The sequence below is a fragment of the Streptomyces echinatus genome, assembly GCF_014203595.1.
Taxonomy (GTDB): Bacteria; Actinomycetota; Actinomycetes; order Streptomycetales; family Streptomycetaceae; genus Streptomyces; species Streptomyces echinatus.
Window position 1 is genome coordinate 70,919 of the sequence record NZ_JACHJK010000020.1, and the last position, 21,742, is coordinate 92,660.

Below are 21,742 nucleotides of genomic sequence, written 5' to 3' on the forward strand. Positions count from 1 at the left end.
TCCCCCGTTCATCCCTCGGCACGCCGGGTCTCGGCGTGCCGCTCCAGTTCGGCCAGCAGGCCTTCCAGTGCGTGCGCGGTGTCGTCGGGCGGTGTGCCGGGCGTCCCGTCGGCGGGCGTCCCGCCGCCGGCGCGTTCGATCTCGACGGCGAGTCCGGCGATGGTGGGAAGGTCGAAGAAGGTCCGCAGCGGCAGGGGGACGCCGAGCCGTTCGCGGACCGCGGTGCGCACCACCGAGGCGAGCAGGGAGTGGCCGCCGATGACGAAGAAGCTGTCGTGCACGCCGAAGGCCCGCACTCGCAGCGCGTTCGCCCAGATCTCCCACAGCGTCCGCTCCGTGGCGGTCCTGGGCGGCACGGCGGACGTGTCCCGTGGATCGGCGTCCTGGGCGCCGATGCCGGGCAGCGCCCGTGCGTCGATCTTGCCGCTCGGTGTCGTCGGCAGCGTCTCCAGCAGGATCAGGTGGCCGGGCACCATGTGGGACGGCAGCCGGTCCCGTAGGCCGCCCAGCACCTCGGACGGCGTGGGCGAGCATCCGGCGCGCGGGACCACGTAGGCGATGAGACGCCGGTCGCCCGCGACGTCGGTCGCCCGCACGATGCACTCACGTACGTCGTCGCGGTCCAGCAGCGCCGCCTCGATCTCGCCCGGCTCGATCCGGTAGCCGCGGATCTTGACCTGCTCGTCCGCCCGGCCCAGGAAGTCCAGCGCGCCCTCCGGGAGCCATCGCACCAGGTCGCCGGTGCGGTACATGACGGCCCCCGGGCGGGCGGCGAAGGGGTCGGGCAGGAAGCGCTGCGCCGTGAGGTCCGGGCGGCTCAGGTAGCCGCGGGCGACGCCCTGTCCGCCGACGTACAGCTCGCCGGCCACGCCGATCGGTACGGGACGCAGTTCCGGGTCCAGCACGTGCAGGGTGGTGTTGGTGAGGGCGCGGCCGATCGGCACGCCGGTGGCGTCGTCGGGCAGCCGGTCCACCCGGTGGGTCGTGGAGAACGTGGCGTTCTCGCTGGGGCCGTAGCCGTTGTGGAGGTGTCCGGGCGGGGCGCCGCCGCGCAGCACCGCGCGGGTGCGGCGGGCGTCCATCACCTCTCCGACGACGAACAGGTGCCGCAGTCCGCCGAAGGCCCGCGGGTCGATGTCGGCCACCCGGTTGAAGAGGGTGCCGGTCAGGGAGACGACGGTGGGCCGCAGTTCGCGGAGTGCGGCCAGCACCTCGTCGGGGCCGAGTGGTTCGTCGCCGGGCAGGACGCAGACCCGGGCGCCGTTGCACAGCGCCCCCCACACCTCGAAGGCGGTGATGTCGAAGGCCGGGTCGCCGAGGTGCAGCAGCACGTCGCCGGGGCCGATGTCCACGTAGTCGGTGGCGGTGATCAGCCGGACGACCGCGCGGTGCGGGATGCCGACGCCCTTGGGACGGCCGGTCGAGCCGGAGGTGTGGACCACGGCGGCGAGGCTGTCGGGACGGCTGCGGTACGGCGGCGGCACGTCGGGCGCCCCTTGGCCGTGACTGCGGGACGGCGGCGGCGCGTCGGGTACCTCGGGGGTGTCTTCCGGTACTCCGGTGGATCGGGGCGGCTCTCCGGTGTCCCGTTCGGCGTCGGTGAGCCGGAGCAGGGGGACGCCCAGGTGGTGCAGCCAGGCCGGTGGTGCGTCCCGGCTCAGTACGGCCGAGATCCGCGCGTCGTCGGCCATGAGGCGCAGGCGTTCCTCGGGGTGGCCGGGGTCGAGCACCAGATGGGCGCCGCCGGCGAGGAGGACGCCGAGCATGCCCGCGACGAGGTCGGCGGAGCGCTCCAGGTGCAGGGCGACGGGAGAGTCGGGGGTGACGCCCGCCTCGGTGAGCGACCTCGCGATGCGGACTGCCCGCAGCCGCAGTTCCGCGTAGGTCCAGGTTCCGGTGCGGTCGGTGAGGGCGACGGCGTGCGGGGTCCGGGTCGCCCAGGTCCGGAAGAGGCCGTCGACGGTGGCCGGTTGCGGCAGGGGGCGGTCGGTGGCGTTCCAGGTGTCGATCCGGGCCCGGTCCTCTGCCGGCAGTACGGGAACGTCGCCGATCCGGGAGTCGGGGTGCTCGGCGAGGGCGAGGAGCAGCGTACGGAGGACGGCCGTCATACGATCCGCGGACTCCGGCAGGAACAGGTCGGACGCGAGCCGCAGTTCGACGGCCGGGCCGCCGCTCGCGCCGTCCTGCTCGGTGACGGTGCACAGCAGGTCGTAAGGGGTCAGGTCGTCGTCTTCGGGGGTGAGCGGGGAGGTGGTGAGCCCCGGTACGGTGAAGCCGGTGCCGACCGGCGGTGTGGTGGCGAAGACCGCCTGGCAGAGCGGGTGACGGCTCAGGTCGCGCTCGGTGTCCAGGAGGGAGACGAGCCGGCCGAAGGGTACGCCGGCGTGCGCCGCCGCCTCCTCCCGCGTCGCCGCGAGTCTGCGGACCACCTCCCGGAAGGTGGGTCGTCCCGTCAGGTCGGTCCGCAGGACCAGCAGGTCCTCGTAGGGACCGAACGCCCCGTGCGCGTCATGGGGTGGGCGGTGGTCGACGGGGCGGCCGAACACCACGTCGTACCGGCCGGTCCAGCGGGCCAGCAGCACGGCGAAGGCCGCCGCCGGCACGGTCCAGGCGGGAACGCCCTCCTCGCGGGCCAGCCGCCCCAGCCGGTCGGCGTGCCCGCTCCCGAGACGAAGCCGTCGGCTCGTACCCCGGTGGCTGCGAGTCCTGGGCCGGGGCCGGTCGAGCGGCAGATCGAGCGGCTGGAGCCCGTCCAGCCGCCCCTTCCAGTACGCCAGGCCTTCGTCCGGTGCCTCCCCCGCCGGGGTCGCCCGGCCCGCGTACGGGACTGGGCGGGCCGGCTCCGTCCGGCCGTACTCCGTGTAGCACTGGGCGAGTTCGCGTTCCAGGAGGGTGAGCGATGCCCGGTCGGCGATGATGCGGTGGGCGGTGAGCAGCAGGACGTGCCGGTCCTGTCCGGTGCGCACCAGGGTGGCGCGGAGCAAGGGTGCGGAGTCCAGGGCGAACGGGCGGGCGCGCTCGTCGGCGAGGAGTTCGCGCAGCTTCGTGTCCGGCACGGTCTCGCCGCTCAGGTCCACCTGGCGCAGCGGGAGGTCGGCCGCCGGGCGGACGGTGCGGCGGGGGCCGTCGCCCCGGTCGGCGACGGCGCTGCGCAGCAGGTCGTGGCGGGAGGCGCAGATCCGCAGGGCCAGGGCCAGGCGGCCGGGGTCCAGCGGGCCTTCGACACGGGTGGCGGAGGAGAGGTGGTGGACGGGATGACCTGGGGTGAGCTGCTCCAGGTACCACAGTCGTTCCTGGCCGTGGGTGAGCGGCTGCCGGACCGCTGGGCCCGAGCCGGCGATCGGTCGTGTTTCCGGGACGTCGTGCACGGTTGCCTTCCCTGGGTCGCGGTGCGGCGGTGCGGTGACGGACCGGGAGTCAGCCCGCCCGGCCGGCGCCCTCGGCCGCCGGCCCGGTCGGCGCGGCCGGCCGCGGACGGCCGCGCAGGCTCAACGGGCGCATGTCGGTCCATACGTCCTTGATGTGCTTCAGGCAGTCGCTCTTCGGGCCGGACCGGCCCGCGTCGGACCAGCCGGCGGGGTTCTCCCGGTCGGCGGGCCAGATGGAGTACTGCTCCTCGTGGTTGGCCACGACCTTGTACAGCCGGTCGTCATCGTCGGGCGTCCGTGTCATCGCCATGGCTCCCTTCTTTCGCCGCCGGGGGTTCGGTTGGTGGTCGCGCCGTTCCTGCGGCGATCCGCTCGGGGTGGCGCCGGCGGATCGGGGTGAAGGCCGCGACGGCGGTCACGCCCAGGAAGACGACGGCCACGCCGGTCAGCGGTCCGCGTGCCCCCTGTCGTCCGACCAGGGCGGTGAGCAGGGCCGCGCCGAGGGGCGCGAGGCTGCCGTGGATCGTCCAGAACGCGGAGGTCACGCGGCCCAGCAGGTGGTCGGGCGTCACTTCCTGGCGCAGTGACATCGAGCAGATGCCGGCCAGCGCCATGCCGAAGGAGTACAGGAAGATCGTCACGGCCGCGACCGGCACCTGGCCGGCGCTGCCGAGTACCAGCACCGAGACCGAGCACAGCGCCATAGAGCCGAGCCAGCAGCGGCCGAAGCCCCAGGACCGGCGCAGCCGCGCGGTGGCGGCGGCCGCCACGCAGGTGCCGACTCCGCCCAGCGCGATCACGTAGCCGACCGTTCGCTCGTCCTGCCCGAGCCCGTGCCGCAGGTGGTAGATGAACACGTCCGTCATGCCCAGGCTGAGGAAGGTGGTGACGGTCAGCAGCCCGGTCAGTGCCCGCAGCACGGGCAACCGCCACAGGAAGGCCGCGCCGGTGAGGAAGCCGGTGCGCAGGTCGTGCGCGGTGGTGGTGCCGCTCACCGGAGCCGCGGCGTCCGGGTCCGGGGCGGTGCGCCGGAGCCGGATGAACGCCAGGCCCAGCAGGGAGATCCCGAAGCTCGCCGCGTTGATCGCGACGGCGGCCGTGGGCCCGAACAGCCCGGACACCAGACCGGCCAGGGCGGGCCCGGCGATGTAGGCGACCGCGTTGGTCGCTTCGAGACGGCCGTTCGCCGCGACGATCTGGTCCTTGTCGACGAGGTTGGCCACGGCGGTGACGTACGTGATGTTGAACAGCATCTCGAAGACCGCCGCCAGGCCCATGACCGCGTACAGCAGCCAGACCTGTGGGCCGAGCACCGTCCAGCAGACCGGGACGGCGCCGTAGAGCACCAGGCGCGCCGCGTCGCAGAGCATCAGCAGACGTCGCCGGTCGAACCGGTCGGCCCAGGCGCCCCCCACCAGACCGGTCAGCAGTGAGACGGCGCCGGCGACGGCGGTGAGCAGCCCCATCTGCGCGGCCGATCCGGTGGTGTGCAGCACCAGCAGCGGCACGGCCACCAGCGAGAAGGCGTTGCCGGCCTCGGACAGCGCCTGAACGGCCCAGAACACGCAGAAATCGCGGTTGGACCAGAGCGAACGCGCGGCCATGCGAGAACGGACTTCCCTTCCTTACGCCGGTCGGTCACCGGTGTGCGGCTCGGCCATGGCGACCGAGATCCGGCGGGGGCCGGTGAACGGCTCACGGCCGTGCGCGACCAGCATGTTGTCGATCACCAGGATGTCGTCGGCGCGGTAGTCGAAGCGGGTCGAGGCGCCTCGGTAGCAGGCCCGGAGATGGTCCAGCACGTCGTCCGGGATGGGCGCGCCGTCGCCGTAGTACGTCTGGCTCGGCAGGTTCTCCTCGCCCAGCATCTCCAGCAGCCCCAGCCGTACGCTCTTCGGCAGTGTGGTGGCGTGGAAGACGGTCGCGTGGTTGAACCACACCGGCTCCCCGGTGACAGGGTGCCGGTGCACGGCCGCGCGCACCGCGCTGGTGCGCAGTCCTCCGCCGGGCAGCCATTGCGCCGCGATGTCCCGCTCCCGGCAGTACCGCTCGACGTGTGCGCGGTCGTCGCTGCCGAAAGCCTCCTGCCAGGGCAGTCCGACCAGATCGCCGTAGTTGCGTACGACCGTCCAGCCGCGCCTGGTGAACTCCTCGCGGACGTCGTCGTCGACGGCCGCGAGCACGCGCCGGGTGTCGGCCAGCGGGGTGGCGCCCTGGGTCAGTGGGGGCCGGACACAGTGGAAGTACAGCGTGAGCGGCCAACTCGCCTGGTACGAGTTCTCGTTGTGCAGGAAGATCTCTTCGCCGGGCGGATAGTCCGTGGAGGTGTAGACGTGTCCCTTGACGACGCTGCGTGGTGAGGAGCGTTCGGTGTAGGGCAGTGGCTCACCGGACAGGGCGCGCACCGCGTCCGCGAAGCCGTCCGGGCCGCGGACGTCGAAGCCGCGCAGCAGCAGCGCGCCCCGTTGCCGCAGGGCGGCCCGCAGTGCCTCCCGGTCGGCGTGCAGCCGCTCGGCGGGCGGGCCGCCGTCTCCCTCCACGACGACCGGCAGTACCGGTGTTCCACCGGTCATCGTGACGCCTCCGACAGCAGCGGCAGCAGGCGCCTGACACCGGTCCCCACGGCCCCCTCGTCGGACGGCTCCTCGGATCCGTCGTCCGACTCGGTCAGCACCAGGCTCAGTACCCGGCCGTTCTCCGTGAAGAGGAAGCGGTGGCCGGCGAGATCGGCGAGGCGTTCGCTGAGGTCGTCGGGGCCCTCCGGCCAGTCCCGGGCCAGCTGGTCGGGCTTGGCCGGCGAGGACAGCCGGCGCAGCAGCCGGCCGGTCGCCGCGTCGACCGGATGCACCCGCAGGACACCGGAGCGGGAGTCCCGGACGGCGAGGCCGCCGTCGTCGTCGGCGACCAGGCGCAGTTCCGCTCCCCGCTCGCCGTCCCAGGCCGCACGCCACTCGGCCACCAGCCGGCTCAGCTCGTCATGCCGCTCGACCGCGTTGAGCATGTACTCCGCGAGGTTCTGGTCGGCGAAGAAGTAGGCGAGGTCGGACAGGGCCGCCTCGTCGAAGGGGTAGGTGAGCGCGTAGTAGTCCACCGGCTTGAGCGAGAGTCCGTACTCGTCGCTCCGCTTGAAGTAGGGGCTGAAGCGGTCGAAGCGGACCATGTAGACGCCGTGCGGGGGTATGAGGTGGGCGAAGTCCCTCAGCTCCTCGGCGTACTTGCGGTAGACCGCGGGGTCCTCGCCGGGGAAGCCGATCAGCAGGTTCCACTCCGGTCGGATGCCGAACTCCGCGCAGTTCTTGAGGAACTGCAGGTTCTGGAAGGCGGTGGTCCCCTTCCCCATGAGCTTCAGCGTGGACGACGCCAGCGCTTCGATGCCGGGCTGTACGACGGTGACGCCGGCGTCCGTCATGGCCCGCAGGTCCTGACGGCTCAGGGGGAGCTTCACCTCGTAGAAGATCTCCGTGCCCGGCGGCGGGTCCAGCCGTGGAAAGACCTCGCGCGGGTAATTGCGCGGCATCACGTTGTCGGTACAGAAGAAAGACGTGTACTCCGGCGCGAAACCGAAAAGCCAGGTGAACTGCTCGACGGCCAGATCGGGCGCCATGGCACGAAAGGCCATGCTCTCACCGTTCAGCCCGCAGAATGTGCAGTGCGAACGCTGTCCCCACCAGCAACCGCGGGACGTCTCGAAGAAGAGAATCGGTTCGCTGGTCCCGGTGCGCCGCAGCTCCGCATGGTCGTCGAGCGCGTCGAAAAAGCTGGCGTAGTCGGGCAGGAAGAAGTCGTCGATGTCCCGTTCCGCGCCGATGGCCGCGCGAAAGCGGGGGTTTCCGCAGTTTCGGCTGGAGAGGATACCGGGAACCGCGTCGGCCCGTTCCACGTCGTCGTCCAGCACGCACTGCACGAATTCCCCGAAGGTGGTCAGCGCCGGACCGGAGAACACGAAGTCGACCGCCGGGACGTGCTCGGCGACCACCGCCCCCATGGGTGCCTCGCAGTTGGCGCCGCCCAGGACCACGAGGCCGCGCGGGTTGCGCTCCTTGATCAGCCGGGCCAGGGCCATGCTCGGGACATGCTGGGCGAACATGGAGCTGAAGCCCACGATGTCGGCCTCGTCGAGCCGGTACCGGTCGATCAGTTCCTCGCAGAACGAGAGCAGCCCGTCCCGGGCCCGCAGGATCTGCGCGCGGAAAACCTCCCACCGGGCGCCCCGGTAGTACCGCTGGAAGTACTCAGCGGTGGTGTCGGGCACACCGGGAAAGGCGATGTGCCGGAACAGCCAGTCCCCGATACCGGTGTCGACATGGTCGTGACTCACCGACAGGGACTCGTACAGACGTGCCCCGAAAAACTCGGCCATGTCCTGGTTGAGATAGCACACGCGCGCTCGCGCCCGGCCGTCGAATTCCCGTTGGACGAGAGTCGACAACTGCCCCAAGGCAAAGGAAGGGCGATTCCAGTCGGCAAAAGGCATGTTGACCAGAGCGATCTGCAACAACAGAGACCTCCGTGGCGATTGCTCCGAAGTCTAGGTTGCGCCTTGATCCGTCCACAGGGGAGTTTCAGGCCAACGGGAAAATTTGTCACCCGCACGTGCCGGACGCTGCGCGACCGCGCTGCCGGCGCGTACGTACGCCCTGGTCCCCGGGCCGTCGCGGAGAATACCGATCTTGGAAAGGAGCGGCCGGCGGCTCCCGTTCAGCCGCCGGCAAGTGCACGGTCCCGGCCAACCGGTCCGGGCGGCGGCAGTGCGGACCGCGGCGGCCCGGACCGGTGGGGGGGCTTGGGGTCAGCCGGTGCGGCGCACCTCGTAGCCGTACCCCTTGTCGGAGTTGGTGTCGAAATAGAGCGACGGATGGTCGCCGCCCTTCGCCACCTGCAGGAGGGTGGATTCCGAGTCGTCGCGGAAGGAGCCCCCGGCCGCGAAGCGCAGCTCGATGCTGTCGCTGCGCCGGGTGTCGCCCTCCAGTTCCCAGTTGCCCCGCCCGGACAGCCGGCCGTTGCCCGGCGGGGGTTTGCTGAAGCCGAACTCGATGGCACCGCGTGGAATGCCCGACATCCGGAAGCTGCCGTCGCTCTGGAACTCGACGCGCCCGCCGCCGGAGCCCTCCCAGACTCCGGCGACCTGTCGCGGTGCGAGCTTGTCCCGGCCGTCGCCGGCACAGCCCCCCAGCAGGAGGGCCGTGCCGAGGACGGCGAAGACGGTGACGGCGGTCGCGCCCCCACGAACCACCTTCATGTTCCGCCTACTTGTAGATCGTCTCTTGCCACTTGATCTCGACGCGGTACCCGGCGAAATAGCCGCCGGTGTACTGGGGCGTCTTGTTGAAGATCTGCTGCCACTTGCCGTGGCCCGGGATGAACGACTCGTTGTCGATGTCGGTCCAAGCCCTGTACTGGACGGTCAGTGTATCTCCCTTGGTCTTGGTGACGTGGTACTCCAGCGAGTAGGAGCCGAGCACGCCCTGGGCCTTGCGGTCGTCCTTGCCGACGGCGAGTCCGCCCAGGTCGGAGACGTAGACGCCGGCCATCTGCAGGGCATTGAGGTCCTCGCCCTCGCGGTTCTTCGTGACGCTGTAGTCGGCCCTGCCGCTCTTCTTGCCCTTCAGGTCGTACTCCACGGCGACGGCCGCCCGGGCGTCGGCCATGCTGGTGCTCTTGATCAGGTACTGCGTCATCTCGTCGTCCCCGTCGAAGTTCACCTGCTTGGTGGTGTTCTTCAGCTCGGGGCTGCCCCACAGCCAGCGCAGGGCGAGACTCCAGGGACCGCCGCTCTTCACCTTTCCGTCGCCGCCGTGGTTGTCGTTGGCGAGGTGACCGATCGGGCGGTTGGCCATCTGGCTCTCGATCATCATCCTGAGGAACTTGGCCGTCGCGCCCTTCTCCTTGTACTCCACCGGCAGCGGGTCCGGTCCCATGAGCAGGACCACCGTCTGGTACGGCTGGAGCAGCGCCGGGGGCATGCCACCGCTGGGAATCACCGACGGCGATCCCGCCGTCCCGGAGGTTCCGCCGCCGCCCGAGTTGCCGCCGGGGAACGGCGAGGCCGCGTTCTCCTCGGTTTCCTCCCAGCCGTCGGGGCAGTCCACGCCCATGGTGCACGTGATCGAGCCCTGACCACTGGGGTCGGAGAAGGTGACCGGGTTGTTCTCGGCGTAGCCGTAGCCGTTCAGGGACTGGTGCTTGGCCGTCTCCAGCAGCGGGTCCACGCTGATGAACTGCCCGAGGCCGGCGTCGTACTCACGGGCGCCGATGTGGGTGAGGCCGGTGTCCTTGTCCAGTGTCTTGCCGAGGAAGCCGCGGTCGGTCACCCAACTGCCCGTGCGTTCCTCGCCGAAGGCGTTGAGCAGACGCCGGGTGACGGCCTGGCTGCCGGACTCGACGGCCAGGCTCGCCGTGCCGTGGTGGTCGGCGGCGATGAAGTAGAGCTTGTTGGCTCCGCTCTGGTTGGTGCGTACGGCGACGGTCAGTTCCTGGGTGCCGTAGTGGCGCTGCGCCCAGGTCGTGCCGTCCTTGCGGAGATGGATCTCGGTCGAGCCGGCGTACAGGACCCGCTCGCCGCCGCTCGCCGAGCGCACCAGCAGGTTGCCGTCCGCGTCGTAGACGTAGTCGGTCGACCTGGTGCCCTCGGTGAGCTTGCCGAGCCTGCCCTCCGCCGACCAGGTCAGCTCCTGCTTGCCCGAGGCGCCGGGACGGTGCCAGGTGTTGCCGGCCTTGTCGTAGTCGTAGAGGCGTTCGGGGCTGGTGCAGTCGCCCTTGGTGGTGGTGCCCGTCACGGCGTGCTTCGCGGTGCCGGTGAAGCACGCGGTGGTCGTGGTGTCACCGGTGGTGGTGTGCTCGGTCTCGGTCTTGCGCTGGCCGGCGTCGGTGTAGGTGTAGCTGCTCCAGTACGGAGCGGGGCCGCCGAGCGAGCCGGCCGCGCGGGTGTCGGAGCACTTGCCCGCGGCCGGGGTCCAGGCGTCGGTGAGCCGGCGGAAGCCGTCGTAGGCGAAGCACTGGGTGTCCGGCTTGGCGCCGGCGGCGGTGCTCGGGTCGCTGACCGAGGTGATGTTGCCGGCGTCGTCGAAGGTGTAGTTGAGGTCCTGGATCAGTCCCCGCGAGATGTCGGTGACATAGCTGCGCAGCAGCCGTCCCGTTCCTTCCTCGAAGGTGTTGTTGACGTAGGTCTTCTTCGCGTCCTCGGTGTTGGTGGTGCCCAGGACCAGCTGCTGCGGCTGGCCGAGCATCGAGTAGTCGGTGTCCAGCAGGTAGCCGGTGGAGCCGCTCACCGACTTCACCTGGGCGAGTTCGGTGTAGCCGAACGACACGGTTTCGGCGGGCAGTCCGCCGAGGGCCGGCTCCTTGGTGTTCTGCAGCGTGCCGTCGAGGTTGTAGTAGCTGCTGAAGTCCAGGGTCGGCGGGACGCCCGCCTTCACCAGGGCGTCGTCGGCGGGCAGGACCAGCTGGGTGGCCACCGCCCGGTCGAGGCTGTCGTACTGGGTGACCTTGCGGGTGTACGCCTTGCCGGCCACTCCGCCGACGTAGCGCACCGACTCCGACGGCTTGCCCTTGGAGACCTCGTCGTAGGTCTGCTTGGTGAGCCGGTTCGCGTCGGTCTTGGAACCCTCCCAGGTGCCCGTGATGCGGCCGATCTCGTCGTACTCGGTGAGCACGGACTTGTTGTTGGCGTCCGTGACCTTCACGACCTGGTCAAGGGCGTTGTAGTCGGTGTGCGCCGCGCCCTTGTCCGGGTCGGTGGTGTCGGTGCGGCGGCCGAACAGGTCGTAGCCGTAGGACCACTTGGCGCCGTCCGGGCCGGTGACGTCCAGTTCCTTGTCGTCCAGCGTGTATCCGGTGTGCACGGCGGTGAACTCGGCGGCGACGGTGGCACCGTAGTCCCGGTCCGCGGGGCTCTGGGCCGCGTAGTCACGGGTTTCGACGGTCCGCCCCCGGGCGTCCACGATGGTGCGGCGGGCGGTGCCCCCCTTCAGGGCGGAGGTGGCGGTGGAGTCACCGGTGTACTCGGTGCTGCTGGTCCACCGCTGCTCTCCGTAGAAGGAGACGGCACGGCTGATCTCCCGTTCGGCGCCGTCGTACGTGGTGCGCGTCTGGGTGGGCGACTGGCCGTACTCGGTACGGGTGTAGGTGCCCGTGGGGGTGCTGGTGTTGTCGAAGATGTCCGCGTACGTCTCGTAGGGCAGGCCGCGCGAGTCGTAGCGGGTGTCGGTCAGGATGCGGCCGGTGCCGCTCGGGGTGGGCGACTGGCTCTGCAGCTTGCGCAGCAGCGCGTCATACAGGTCGTAGGTGGTGGTGTAGGTCTTGCCGTCCGCCTTCAGCTTCGAGGTGGCGACCCAGGACGGCTTGGAGGCGCTGACCTTGTACGCGAAGGTGCTGCTGGCGGCGTCCCCGCCGGTGCGGCTGCGGTTGGGCAGCCAGACCGCGGTGAGCCTGCCCATCGCGTCGTAGGCGAGTTCGGTCTTCCTCAGGTTCGCGTCGTAGGTCCGGTCGGGCTGGCCGCGGCGCGGGTCGATGAAGGTGGTCGTCTTGTGCTGCTTGGCGTTGATGACCACGGTCTTGGTCAGCGGACCGGCCGCGGGCGGGGTGTACTCGGTGCGGGTGGTCTGGTGGTCGGCGTCGGTGACGGCCGTGGTGCGGCCGAGCGTGTCGTAGGCGGTGGTGTTGACGGTCTGCCAGCCGCTGGGCCGGCGCAGGCCCTGCGCGTCGGCCGTGGCGGGGTAGCCGGTGGCCCGGCCCGTCCAGGTGACCAGGCCCTTGGTCGGCGCCTGGTCCTCCTTCCAGCCGGTCGCCTGCGGGTCGTCGAACACCGAGGCGGTGTCGGACAGGACGTCGCCGCGCTTGTCGCTGCCGGCGGGCAGCGCCAGCGAGCCGTCGCCGACCGAGCAGTTCTTCCCGACGGTACGGACGCGTGAGGCCAGGCCGGTGATGCCGGCGCTGTCGTTGCGTGCGTACCAGGTGCGGGTGCAGGTCTCGTCACCGCTCTTGGCGGCGTCACCGCTGTCCTCGGCCGAGACGATCATGCCGTAGTCGTCGTAGCTGTTGGAGACGGTGCGGGCGCGCCAGCTCTTCGGTGCGGTGAGATAGGTGTACGTGGTGTTCTTGGCGGGGCGCACATAGCGGGCCCGGTGGTCGGCGGCGCCGGGCACCGACTGGTGCGCGGTCTCCTTGGACCAGGCTTCGCTCGCGGTGGCCGTCACGGGCGCCGAGCCCGCGTAGACGACCCGCTCGCGCAGCTGGCCGGCGAACTCGGGGCTGTCGGCCAGGGTGGCGAGGCCCAGTCCGGGAGCGGTCAGCGGTGCGACGTCCACCGAGCGGCTGGTGCCGTCCGCCTTCTTGTCACCGTCCATGCCCTGCAGGTAGAGGGAGACGGTCTTGGAGCGGGTCGTGCCGGTCGCGCCCTTGTAGACGGTGACCTGGCGGTATCCGCGCCAGTCGGACCAGGTGCGCTCGTCGGCGGGGACGAACGGGTCGTCGTTGTGGTGCCAGGCGGCGCCGGAGTAGTCGTAGGAGTTCTCCACCGCCACGTTGTTCGCGGCCGGGTCGGCCGTGGTCACGGCCAGCACCCGGTACTTGTGGAACCAGTCCACGGAGGCCTTCTCGGCTCCGTTGATGTTCCAGAACTGCGGGTAGCAGGAACGGGTGTTGGTGTCCTGCGGGGCGTTGAGGACGGCGCTGCGCACGCACTCCTCGGGGGACAGCGTGACCGTGGTCACGGCGCCGGTCTCGGAGGTGACGGTGGCGATGCGCGGCCGGTGCATGGGCAGGATGTCGTCGGTGCCGTCGACCCGGTTGGGGCGCATCTGGTAGGTGAAGCCGATGGGGTCGGAGGCGATCTCCGTGGTGCCCGCCTTGGCCGTCCGGCGCAGCTCGGTCAGTGTGAGCGTCTGGTCGCTGCTGTCGCCGATGTCGCCGCCGTCGAGGTACTTCTGCACGAACTCCCAGGTGTCCACCGGCTTGTAGGTGCTCTCGGCGGCCGACCAGGAGAAGGTGCTGATGCCGGTCAGACGCTTACGGGTGAAGAACGCGGGGCCGGCGGAGTTGCACTCCTTGTCACCGTCGGAGCAGATCGCGTCGAAGGGGACGTCCGGCCAGTTCTTGGCGGTGTCCTTGGTCAGCGAGGAGCAGTCGGTGGCGGTGCAGCGCTCGGCGTGCGTGAAGGTGACCTTGGCGTCGGCGTCGTCGGTGAACAGTGCGTCCTTGCGCAGGCCGTACTTGATCTCCTTGAGGTAACCGCCGCGCGTGTAGGCGGTGTCGGCGGTCTCCGCCTTGTTCTTCCGGTAGTGGTTGGTCTCCTCGGCGTACCAGTAGGTGGCGGCGTTGCCCCTGGGGTTCTCCACGTAGTCGAGGTTCCACCGCCAGGCCTGGGTCAGTGCGCGGTCGGCGAAGGCGTCGCCCTTGTCGTAGCCGGGCTCCTTGTCGTCGTCGCCGAAGACGGGCACGGTCCAGGTGGAGTTGGTGCGCTGGTCGGTGGCGCCGTCGAGCTTGTCCAGGCCGAAGACGTACTTGGTGCCGTCGCCGGTGGTCACGGTCCAGAACTCGCCGTTGTCGTCGCCGTTGTCGGCGCCGGTGCCCCGGGTGACCTTGGAGGCGTCGTCGTCCTCCAGGTGCCAGCGGCCGTTGTCGTCGTCCTTGATCAGCCGGGTGGACTTGCCGTTCAGGACGAGGCGGGCGTTGTCGTACTTCCAGCAGCGGTCGAAGACGTCGGTGTGGCCGTCGTCGTCGCAGCTGCCGTACGTCCGCTCGATGTAGGAGTCGGTCAGGCCGAAGCCCTCGCCGACCGCGGTGCCCTGGTTGTTGGTCGTGGCGGTACGGCCGTCCACGCTTCCGGAGTCGTAGCCGAGGGTCAGCGTCGGGCTCGGGTCGGCCGCGGCGGGCGGCAGCGGGAACTTGTGCGTCCAGGTGAAGGAGCCGGAACTGCCGCCCGCCTCCCAGGTGGAGGCCGGGGACAGGGCGGTCGCGGAGTAGTCGCCGGTGCCGGCCGGTGACTGACCGGCGCCGGCCGCGGCGGCGGTGACGGCGAGCACGGCGGGCGCGCCGGCCGTGGCGCCCTTGCCGGTCGCGCTCGGGTGCGCGGAGGTCGCGGGCCGCGGGATCTCGGTGGAGACCGTGCGGGCGCTGACGTCGTTCGCGGACTTCAGCGGGGTCTGCCGGCGGCACTCCGCCTTGTCCGGCGTGGTCAGGGCGCAGGCCGGCAGCTGAACCAGGCGCAGCCGCTGCGCCCAGCCGCCTCCGATGGCGCCGGCGAAGGAGTCGTAGCCGACGGTGACGCGGACGCGCTCGGAGGTGGCGGTACCGGCGGTGAGCAGGACACCGGTGACGCCGGCCCGGCGGGCCGCCTTCTGGTCCAGCACCCGGACCTGGGCACGACCGCTCTGAGCACGCGCACCGGCCTTCGAGCCCAGCTCGGCCTTCGAGCCCGGCTTGGACCGCAAGCCCTGCTCGGCCTTCGTGCCCGGCGTCGGCTTCGTGCCCGGCGTCGGCTTCGTGCCGGTCGCGGACCTCGCCGTGCCGACGGGGCGGAGCGTGACCGGGATGTCGGCCGGCTCGGCCGTGGCGGCCCGGTCGCCGTCGAGGGTGACGTCGGCGCGGCCGGCCTTGGGCCAGGCCGCCTCGCGGTCCTGGGCGCCGCGCCGGATCTGCTCGGCGTTGGCCGCGCGGAACTCGGCCGCTTTCCGCCGGGCCGCTTGCGCGCCCGGGCCGGTGATCGCCCTGACCTTGCTGACGCGCTGGTCGGGCACGCCGGGCCGGCCATGGGTGCCGGTCGCCGCCTCTGCCGTCGGGGCGAGGCCGAGAGGTGCCACCAACAGCAGTGACACCGTCACGGTCAAGAGCCGCGCGTCACGCCGTATGCGTGACGCGCCCCTGCCAAATCTCATCGTTCGACCCACCGTTCTCCCCGGCTCCCGGCCGGACTGCTGTTTCGTCAGGTCCGGGCGCGCCGCGCGCGCCCGGTCACGGTGGGGCGGCGCCGGTCGGGACGCCGCCCCTGCCCCGCACGCCCTCAGTCGCCCACGCGCGCGTCGATCTGGTCCGGGCTCGCCATGGCACCGGCCCACAGCCGGACCTCCGCGATCCGTCCGGGCAGGTAGTGCTTCCAGGCGCCGCCCGTGAAGCCCTTGCCCACCGCGAACTCGCCGCTTCCCGCCTGCGCGGTGAACACCAGGTCGTCACCGTTCTGGTTGTGGCCCAGGTAGAGGCTCAACGTGCCGTCCTGCGCGTTGAAGACGCCGGTGAGACGCACGACGCTGTCGGTGGCGGCGGCCTCGTCGGAGACGACGGAGTCGAAGCCGCCGTCGGCGCGCAGCCGGCCGAAGTGCCACTTCCCGGACGAGACGGTGCGCTCCTCGCCGGTCTCCTCGTCCAGCACCGTGTCCTTGCCGGTCAGCTCGTACCACAGCCCCCAGCCGGAGCCGTCGGCCGTGCGCTGGCCCAGCACCTGTCCGGTGTAGCCGACGCTCTTGCCGGCCAGTTTGCCCCCGTCCAGCTCCACGGCCGTGGTCACGGTGAAAGAACCGGTGTCGTCGACGATCGGTCCGCTCGCGGTGGCGGCGTCGTCCACGCCGTCCAGGACGATGGCTTCGCCGTCCAGCGAGGCTCCGCCGGTCAGGCCGAGCTGCTTGCCGTAACCGGAGGTGGTGTCCGCCACGGTGGTGCCGGAGCCGCGGTCGGCACTCCAGTCGGCGACCAGTTCGGCGCCCGCGAAGCCCTGCGAGGTCAGCAGCCGGGCCTCGTCGGCGATCTCCGTGTCGCCCAGGGCTCGCTGCCAGACGGCCACTTCGTCGACGGAGCCGTTGAAGTAGTCGGTGTTCTCACCGAGCCACCTGGCCCGGCCGATCTGCAGTGCACCGCTCGCGGCCCACGGAGTGCCGGCGTCCGTCTCGGCCTGGAGCACCCCGTTGAGGTAGAGCCCCACCTTGTTGGTCTCACCGTCGTAGACGGCGGCGACGTGTGTCCACACGCCCCTCGGGGTGGGCTGCTTGGCGCGCACCGTGCTCCAGGAGCGGGTGGTGCCGTTCAACGTGAGCGTCCGCATGCTCCACGCCCCGGAACCGTCCAGGTTGTAGGACAGGTAGAAGGGGGTGTAGGTGCCGCCGTCCTGGCTGAGCACCGTGGCCGTGCCCGTCTGGCCGGGGTTCACCCTCGTCCAGGCGGAGAGCGTGTACGACGACCTGGTCTCCAGCACCGGGCCACCGGTGGCCGCGTAGCCGGTGCTGCCGTCGAGGGACAGGCCCCGGTCGGTCACGGGCTCGTCGAGCGGTACGCCGGAGGCGTCATGGGTGATCAGTCCGCGTCGGCCCCGGTCGTCCCGGGTCGCGCCGCCGGCGAGGGTGGCGTCGTGCCGGGTGGTGCCGGGCGCGTCGGCCGAGTCGACGGCCGCGCCGCTGCTCTCGCCGAACTGCCAGCGTCCGACGGCCCGCTGGCCCGCGTCCACCAGGACGTCGACCACGTTCTGGGCGCCGGGCCGGCCGCTGCCGACGTTGTCGACGGCTCTGGCGTAGACGCGCAGGGTGCCGGAGTGGTTGGGGAGGACCGTCACGTTCGGCTTGCTCGCGGGCAGCGTCGACGACCAGGGCGCGGACGTGCTCAGCTTGTACTGATAGCCGGCGATGTTGGTGTCACCGGCCGCACCCTTGGCGAAGGTGAAGGTCATCTTCTGGCCGGGGCCGCCGTGCGCGGTGCAGTCGCTGGTCGTGCACAGGGTGTACGGCGAGGAGACGCTGATCTGCGGCGCCTTGGGGGCCGTCGGGTCGACCTTGAAGTAGCACCATCCGGTCGTGGACGCGTTCGACGGTCCGGCCAGGTAGCTGTCGCCCTTGTTGTAGTAGGACCGCACCCACGCCCGGTACCGGTAGAGGGTGCCCTCCGTCAGCTTCGGCCAGGTCAGCGACACGGCGGCGTTGTCCGTGGCGTAGGCGGGCGCCGAGGGCCGGATGTCGCCGTTCGTCGCGATGGGAGCGTCCGTCCAGGTGTCGCCGCTCTTGGCGTCGACGTCGAAGGCCACTCGCAGCTGGGCGTCCTTCTCACCGCCGGACGCGGTCTGGGCGGTGGCCCGGAGCAGGGGTTCGGGGCTGGAGACGATGGCCGGGTCCGACTCCTTGGTCTCACACACGGTGCCGGTGCCGGTGACGACGCCGATCGAGGTGGGCTTGGCGGGCAGTCCGACGAAGTCCACGGAGAGCACGCCGTCGTTCTTGAACCGCTTCCAGGCGCCGGTGTCGCCCTCGTCGTGCGCGCGGATCTCCAGGGTCAGCCGGGAGAACTTGCCGGCCGCGAAGTCCCGCACGGTGGGGGTGAGGTTCTCGTTCGACTCTTCCGGGTTGTCGTTGAACTCGATCGGTGCGTCCGGCGAGTCCGGGTCGCACAGCGAGCCGCGGCCGGCCGAGACATGCCGGTCGACCATCCAGTCCTGCTCCTTGGGGCGACCCGACCAGGTGGTGGACGAGGAGATGTTGTCCGTGCGCACGAGGTCGACCCAGCGGGGGTCGCACTGGAACGCCCAGGGTTCGGTCACCCGGAAGGTGGCGTCGAGGACCCGCTTGCCCTTGAGGCTGGCCGGCGAGAACTCGAAGTACAGGCGCTGCACATAGCCCGGACCGCAGTAGTACGAGTTCCAGGTGCCGCACTTGCCGACGCCCTTGCCCAGGCCGTCGTCACCGTTGCCCCAGCCGTAGGACTCGTAGCCGTCGCTGCGCAGCAGGGTGCGCTCGGACTCGCTCCAGGTCACGTTCGGGTCGATGAACAGCGGGTAGTGCTCGGCGGCCGTCTTGCCGAGCATGGTCGCGTCCGGGGTGACGGACAGCGAGTCCTTGGTGATCTCGACGTCCATCTTGGCGACCTTGTCGCCGGCGCCGGGCTCGGTGGACTCGGCGGCGGCCGCGGCGGCGAGGTCGGTGGAACCGGCGGCGGAGGGCGGCGTGGAACCCGCGGCGGCGGACGGCGTGGAACCGGCCGGGGTGGCGTTCTTCGCCGGCGACGTGGCGGTCCGCGCGGCCGCACCACGGCCGGGAGCGGCCGACCCGGTCGCGGTCCGGGAGACGGGCGCGGCCGTGTCACCCGCGGAGTCCCACATCTGGGCCGGGGGCGCACGGAAGACGGTCTGGCCGTCGCCGTCGACGGCCATGAGGTTGCCGGCCTTGCCCTCGTGCAGGTCCAGACCCGAGGCCTTCAGACCGTAGGTGACCTGCTTCAGCCGGGGGCTGGCCGCGGCCTTGGGCGACTTGACGATGAGGACGTGCTGGAAGCCCTCGGTGGACGCCGTCACCTTGAGGTCGACGTCGGGCAGGACGTCGGGGTAGAGGGCGCTGGGTCCGTCGAGCTCCGGCTTCGGCAGCCCGCCCGGCCAGGCGAGGGCCAGCGACCGCCCCTCCCCGGCGATCCTGACCAGCGGGTCGTCCTTACCGCCGCCGGAGAACTCCATGTCCACCGCTGCGGCCTTGGGGGCGATCGTGCCGTCCGCCCGGACCTCCAGGGTCGGGTCCGGGGTCTGCCAGCCGCCGTTCTCGTTCCGCACCCGTACCGGAACGGACGACTCCTCCAGATGGAAGGAGCTGCCGTCCGGGTTGGCGAACACCGTGGTGTGTTCGGTTCGCCGGCCGGGGAGTTCGACCCGCTCGCCGGTCTCCTGCGCCTTGGAGAGCGCCTGCTGTTCGGCCGTCAGCCGTGGCTCGTCCTCGGCCCGGGCCGTCGTCGCGGGCACGAGCAGTGCCGACGACAGGACGATTCCCAGCCCAAGAGCCACTGAGCGTGGCCGTCTTCTTCTCATTCTCGGTCCGCCGTCGGCACGGCGCCCCCGCTGATCGCTCACAACTCCACCCCGGAAAGTCACAGCTGACACACAAAGCCCACAGAGGTAATAAGAAATTCAAAGGAACCTCAAGTGTGCGCTGCATCACATCGGGCCAACTGGCCGATTCTCAACGCCCGGACGGGTTGCGGAAGAGATCACTCCATGTACCCGTATCCCCTCCTCGGCCCTGCCTGGGCAGCCGCTCATCGCCGTGCGTGATCTCCCTGCGGGGGTGCGGTCGGCCATGAGGCAGCACTCAACTCGCAAGGATGGCCGAATCGTTCGCCCCGAAACGGCGACACGAGAGGGGGAGCCGAGGAGGCCGGGCCGGACGGAGCGGGAACGAAGGGTGACGCAGGGGGCGGGGACGCAGGGCGGGCGGGAGGCGGCGAACGTGGGCAGGCCCGGGCATCGGTCGTCCGCGACGCCCTACGGGGGTGGCGGTGAAGTTGCCCTCGCGGCCACCTCGTTCGCGTCGGAAGACGACGGTGATCTCGCCTGTCAGTCCGCCCACGGCACCGGCGGTTGTTGGCCGCTGAGCCCAACCGCGTTGCCGGTCACGGGAGTTCCGGGAGCGGCGGAGCATCCGCTCCGCCGGCCGCACGCGCCGCCCACGCCCTCTCAGCCCTCGTGAAGGATCCGGAAGCGATCGGGGTGTACCGGGTCCCGGTCGACGACTTGGACCGGCGCCCACGCCCACTGCCATACACCGATTCCTGGCGTGCGGGTGAACTGGATCCGGCCGCGGGTGCCTTCGACCGCGACGTGCGGCCAGGATCCGGCGGTGCGCGCCCGGTCCGTGCCGTGAGTGCGCAGCGCCTCGGCGAGGACGGTGACCGTGTCGTAGCCCTCGAAGGCGACGAACGAGGGCGCCTCGGCCAGCCGTTCACGGAGGGCCGTCTCGACTCGGACACCGAGGGGGCCGAGGCGCTCGGGGAGGTAGCGCAGGAACGGGATCGCGGCGCTGTCGCCGCCCAGCAGTGTCGCCCATTCGGGGAACTCCGGTTGTCCGGCCGGAGCACCGATCGTGATACCGGCGAGGCGCTGGTCGCGGCGGACGCACCTGACGATCGACACTGCCGGCTCGGGGTGGCCGACCAGCAGCAGGAGGGCCGACGCGCGGCTTTCGGCGAGTTCGTCGCACACGGCCGCGGGGGTGAGTGCGCACAGGTCGAGTTCGCTGACGGTGCCGCCGCGCGGGGCGAGGTGGTCCCGCAGGATACGGGTCCCGGACGCCCACCATGCTGCTCCTGAGCCGCGTCCACCACCAGCAGGTGCAAGGACATCAACCTGAAGCTGGACGGGATCCGCAGTGTGAGGACCTGCTTCAAGACAACGGGCTGCAACGGCTGGCGGACGCTGAGGGCCGGCAACTGGGGGGTGGCCGCCACCGACGTGCTCGACGGCACCAAGTTCTACCTGCAGTTCGCGGGAACGAGCCGTGCCACGGGCCTGATCGACTACTGAGGTCCTGAGGCACGCCGGACGACGGAAGCCACCTGACCACGGGCGGCCCTTCGCAGACCCCTCCCACGGGCGTGCGGAACGAGAGCCGTAGCGTGCCCGATCGCCACGCCTGGGCCGGAGCGCCGTCCTCGGTCCCGTCACGATGACCGAAGACGCGGTGGCGTTCGGCGTGGTGTCACCTCGCCCAGCCCGGCGTCCAGCTCCCGGCGGCGCCGGTGCCGCTCGCGCCGTGGCCGGCGGCCGTGGTGGCGAGGTGGGCGCGCAGGGTGGCCAGCGCCGGGTGGGGGTTGTCGCGGTGCCAGAGGAGCGAGTGCGGGTAGACGGGTGTCGGGTCGGTCACCGGGATGAGGCGCAGACCGTGGCCGGCGGGCCAGATCAGGCGGGTGTCACCGCCCATGAAGGTGGCCAGGGCCGGGGTGTCGGCGACGGTGTCCAAAAGCGCGTCGGAGCCGAAGTTGGGGCCGGTCGCCTCGATGGTGAGACCGAACTCGGCGACGAGGTCGTCGTAGTAGGCGGTCCACTCGGCACCGGGGACGAGGCCGGGCATCCAGATCCGGTGCCCGGCGAGCTGAGCGACCGTCACCGACCGGGCGCCCGCCAGCGCGTGGCCGGGGCCGGTGAGCAGCTGGAGCGGCTCGTCGAGCACCCGGACGGACTCGATGTCCTCGGGAAGGGGGCAGCCGGGCGCGGCGACGGCACGGAAGGACGCGTCGATCGCACCGGACCGGATGGCGGCGACGGCCGCCTCGATTTCGAGCAGCATGAGCACGTCGAGGTCGATATCGGGGTGCGAGCGGTGGAAGCCGCGCATCAGGCCCGACGCCGCGCCGCGCGAAGCGATCACGTCGACGCGCAGCGGCCGGCGTCCGGTGCGCACGGACGCGACCGCGCGCTCGGCGACGCGCACCATCTCGCGCGCGTGGGGCAGGAAGGCCTGACCGTCGATGGTGAGCGCGACGCCGCGCGCGGTGCGGCTGAACAGCCGCACACCGAGCTTGCGCTCCAGCGCGGCGATCCGCTTGGAGACGGCCTGCTGGGTGACCGCCAGCTCGGCGGCGGCCTCCTGGAACTGTCCCGCGTCGGCGGCGGCGACGAAGGTGCGGACGGTGTCGAGGTCCATGAC

10 protein-coding genes are annotated in these 21,742 nt (G+C 71.3%); all 10 read right to left on the reverse strand.

Features of this window, described 5'->3' with window-relative positions; translation table 11 throughout:
• Positions 1–8: 8 nt before the first annotated feature.
• The 10 genes from FHS34_RS43910 to FHS34_RS37190 all read right to left on the reverse strand — a co-directional run bounded on the left by FHS34_RS43910 (position 9) and on the right by FHS34_RS37190 (position 21,739).
• Positions 9–3,368 (reverse strand): non-ribosomal peptide synthetase, encoded by a 3,360-nt coding sequence (locus FHS34_RS43910; RefSeq protein WP_184973953.1) that lies wholly within the window; start codon positions 3,366–3,368, stop codon positions 9–11.
• A gap of 49 nt (positions 3,369–3,417) precedes the next feature.
• Positions 3,418–3,672: an MbtH family protein gene (locus FHS34_RS37145; RefSeq protein ID WP_184973955.1), complete on the reverse strand. Its 255-nt coding sequence runs from the start codon at positions 3,670–3,672 to the stop codon at positions 3,418–3,420.
• Positions 3,650–4,972 (reverse strand): MFS transporter, encoded by a 1,323-nt coding sequence (locus FHS34_RS37150; protein ID WP_184973957.1) that lies wholly within the window; start codon positions 4,970–4,972, stop codon positions 3,650–3,652. Before FHS34_RS37150 ends, FHS34_RS37145 begins: the two co-directional genes overlap by 23 nt.
• A gap of 21 nt (positions 4,973–4,993) precedes the next feature.
• Complete coding sequence (locus tag FHS34_RS37155) at positions 4,994–5,941, reverse strand: TauD/TfdA family dioxygenase (RefSeq protein ID WP_184973959.1); 948 nt, start codon at positions 5,939–5,941, stop codon at positions 4,994–4,996.
• On the reverse strand, positions 5,938–7,866 hold the full coding sequence (locus FHS34_RS37160; protein WP_184973962.1) for a RiPP maturation radical SAM C-methyltransferase: 1,929 nt from the start codon (positions 7,864–7,866) through the stop codon (positions 5,938–5,940). The genes FHS34_RS37155 and FHS34_RS37160 overlap by 4 nt, the downstream gene beginning before the upstream one ends.
• 291 nt (positions 7,867–8,157) lie before the next feature.
• A complete protein-coding gene (locus FHS34_RS37165; RefSeq protein WP_225817775.1) occupies positions 8,158–8,607 on the reverse strand; it encodes a hypothetical protein in 450 nt (149 codons plus the stop codon).
• A gap of 7 nt (positions 8,608–8,614) precedes the next feature.
• Positions 8,615–15,166: an RHS repeat domain-containing protein gene (locus tag FHS34_RS37170; protein WP_372478633.1), complete on the reverse strand. Its 6,552-nt coding sequence runs from the start codon at positions 15,164–15,166 to the stop codon at positions 8,615–8,617.
• A gap of 200 nt (positions 15,167–15,366) precedes the next feature.
• Positions 15,367–19,128, reverse strand: a complete 3,762-nt coding sequence (locus FHS34_RS37175) for a LamG-like jellyroll fold domain-containing protein (RefSeq protein ID WP_184973966.1) — start codon at positions 19,126–19,128, stop codon at positions 15,367–15,369.
• A gap of 645 nt (positions 19,129–19,773) precedes the next feature.
• Positions 19,774–20,760, reverse strand: coding sequence for an ABC transporter substrate-binding protein (locus FHS34_RS44245; protein WP_225817774.1), 987 nt, complete (start codon positions 20,758–20,760; stop codon positions 19,774–19,776).
• 34 nt (positions 20,761–20,794) lie between these two features.
• Complete coding sequence (locus tag FHS34_RS37190) at positions 20,795–21,739, reverse strand: LysR family transcriptional regulator (RefSeq protein ID WP_184973969.1); 945 nt, start codon at positions 21,737–21,739, stop codon at positions 20,795–20,797.
• Positions 21,740–21,742 lie beyond the last annotated feature (3 nt).

What these genes read in the sequence shown, in the direction of transcription:
- FHS34_RS37145 (WP_184973955.1), bottom strand. Translation starts at nt 3,672, where the DNA reads ATGACACGGACGCCCGACGATGACGACCGGCTGTACAAGGTCGTGGCC.
- FHS34_RS37150 (WP_184973957.1), bottom strand. Translation starts at nt 4,972, where the DNA reads ATGGCCGCGCGTTCGCTCTGGTCCAACCGCGATTTCTGCGTGTTCTGG.
- FHS34_RS37155 (WP_184973959.1), bottom strand. Translation starts at nt 5,941, where the DNA reads ATGACCGGTGGAACACCGGTACTGCCGGTCGTCGTGGAGGGAGACGGC.
- FHS34_RS37165 (WP_225817775.1), bottom strand. Translation starts at nt 8,607, where the DNA reads ATGAAGGTGGTTCGTGGGGGCGCGACCGCCGTCACCGTCTTCGCCGTC.
- FHS34_RS37175 (WP_184973966.1), bottom strand. Translation starts at nt 19,128, where the DNA reads ATGAGAAGAAGACGGCCACGCTCAGTGGCTCTTGGGCTGGGAATCGTC.
- FHS34_RS37190 (WP_184973969.1), bottom strand. Translation starts at nt 21,739, where the DNA reads ATGGACCTCGACACCGTCCGCACCTTCGTCGCCGCCGCCGACGCGGGA.